Origin of the sequence: Streptomyces mesophilus (assembly GCF_011044995.1) — a bacterium.
GTDB classification, from domain to species: domain Bacteria; phylum Actinomycetota; class Actinomycetes; order Streptomycetales; family Streptomycetaceae; genus Streptomyces; species Streptomyces mesophilus.
Genome location: NZ_JAAKZW010000437.1, coordinates 1 through 2,164, shown reverse-complemented (window position 1 = coordinate 2,164; position 2,164 = coordinate 1). Strand labels below are relative to the sequence as shown.

2 protein-coding genes are annotated in these 2,164 nt (G+C 71.3%); one reads left to right on the top strand and one right to left on the bottom strand.

The window, feature by feature from the left end; all coding sequences use genetic code 11:
- Positions 1–85 precede the first annotated feature (85 nt).
- Entirely contained in the window at positions 86–1,180 is a 1,095-nt protein-coding gene (locus tag G6045_RS40370; protein WP_165337224.1) for a citrate synthase 2, read from the bottom strand.
- 270 nt (positions 1,181–1,450) lie between these two features.
- On the opposite strand from G6045_RS40370, the gene pdxH reads away from it, so the two are divergent.
- The gene (gene pdxH, locus G6045_RS40365) at positions 1,451–2,149 is read left to right on the top strand and encodes a pyridoxamine 5'-phosphate oxidase (protein ID WP_408056429.1); all 699 of its coding nucleotides are present in this window, start codon (positions 1,451–1,453) and stop codon (positions 2,147–2,149) included.
- Positions 2,150–2,164 lie beyond the last annotated feature (15 nt).

Genomic DNA, 2,164 nt, shown 5'->3' with positions numbered 1-2,164 from the left:
TCCCGAAACTGGGGCTTCGCCCCAGACCCCGTATCCGACCTTCGGTCGGATGGCCTCAAACGCCGGCCGGGCTGGAGTGGTACCCCTACGCCGACTCGAACCCCGTCACATCCTCCGGGCTCCGCGACGGCGGGCCCACGTAGCGGGCCGAGGGGCGGACCAGGCGGCCCGTGCGCTTTTGTTCCAGGATGTGGGCCGACCAGCCGGCCGTGCGGGCGCACGTGAACATCGACGTGAACATCTGCGCCGGGACCTCGGCGAAGTCGAGGACGATCGCCGCCCAGAATTCGACGTTCGTGGCGAGGACACGGTCGGGCCTGCGGGCGTGGAGTTCGGCGAGGGCCGCCTTCTCCAGGGCTTCGGCGACCTCGAAGCGCGGTGCGCCCAACTCGCGGGCGGTACGGCGCAGTACGCGGGCGCGCGGGTCCTCGGCGCGGTACACGCGGTGTCCGAACCCCATGAGCCGCTCGCCCCGGTCGAGGGCGCCCCGGACGTACGCGTCCGCGTCCCCCGTACGCTCGATCTCCTCGATCATGCCGAGGACGCGCGAGGGCGCGCCGCCGTGCAGCGGGCCGGACATCGCGCCGACCGCGCCGGAGAGCGCGGCGGAGACGTCGGCGCCGGTCGAGGCGATCACGCGGGCGGTGAACGTGGAGGCGTTCATGCCGTGTTCGGCGGCCGAGGTCCAGTACGCGTCGACGGCCGCGACGTGCTTCGGGTCCGGCTCGCCGCGCCAGCGGATCATGAAGCGTTCGACGACGGACGTGGCCTTGTCGATCTCGCGCTGCGGCACCATCGGCTGCCCCTGGCCGCGCGCCGACTGGGCGACGTACGAGAGGGCCATCACGGCGGCGCGCGCGAGGTCCTCGCGGGCCTGGTCGGCATCGATGTCGAGGAGGGGTTTGAGACCCCATACGGGAGAGAGCATCGCGAGCGCGGACTGCACGTCGACGCGGATGTCGCCGGAGTGGACGGGGATCGGGAAGGGCTCGGCGGGCGGCAGGCCCGGATTGAACGCCCCGTCGACCAGCAGACCCCAGACGTTGCCGAAGGAGACCTTGCCGACCAGATCCTCGATATCGACACCGCGGTAGCGGAGCGCGCCCCCTTCCTTGTCCGGTTCGGCGATCTCCGTTTCGAACGCGATGATCCCTTCGAGCCCAGGGACGAAGTCGGACATCAGGCGGCTCCTCATGATGTGTGCGACGAGACGGTTACGGGTGGGTCGGCCGCCCATGGTGACGGGTGACCGGTGGTGATGGTGGGGCGGTGGTGACCAGATGTCAGATGCGGGTGTCCACGATCCGGTTCCGCGGTCACTCACGACTCGCGGTCCGTTCATGGCCACCCCGGTGATGCCCCGTGCGGCAGGACGATATCCCTCGGTGCCACGGAAGGGGAGAGTTCGCGGCACTGAGTGCCGCGAACCACACTCGTCCGGGGCGGCCGGGTGCGACAGGATGACGCCGTGAACCATCAGCACCTCGACCCGGCCGACGGGATCGACGGACCCGACCCGTCCGCCATGCGCGAGCAGTACCGCACCGCTCCGCTGCTCGAAGCCGACCTCGCCGGCGATCCGATGAACCAGTTCGACCGCTGGTTCACCCAGGCGGTACGCGTCGAGCTCCACGAGCCGAACGCGATGATCGTCTCGACCGCCGACGCGGACGGCCGTCCGAGCTCACGGACCGTGCTCCTCAAGGCGTACGGCGTCCGCGGCTTCGTCTTCTACACGAACTACACCTCGCGCAAGGGGCGGGAGATCGAGGCGAACCCCGCGGTCTCGCTGCTGTTCCCGTGGCATGCGATGGCCCGCCAGGTGATCGTCAGCGGCCGTGCGGAGCGGGTCGGGCGCGAGGAGACGGCCGCGTACTTCCGCTCGCGGCCGCACGGCTCGCAGCTCGGGGCGTGGGCCAGCGCCCAGTCCTCGGTGATCGGGTCGAGGGAGGAACTCGCGGGTGCGTACGAGGAGTTGGCGGCGCGCTATCCGCAGGGTGAGCAGGTGCCGGTGCCGCCGCACTGGGGCGGGTTCCTCGTCGTGCCGGAGGCGGTGGAGTTCTGGCAGGGGCGCGAGAACCGGCTGCACGACCGGCTGCGGTACGTGGCCGAGGGCGGGGGCTGGAGCGTGGAGCGGCTCGCTCCCTGAGCCCCCCCCGGGGGG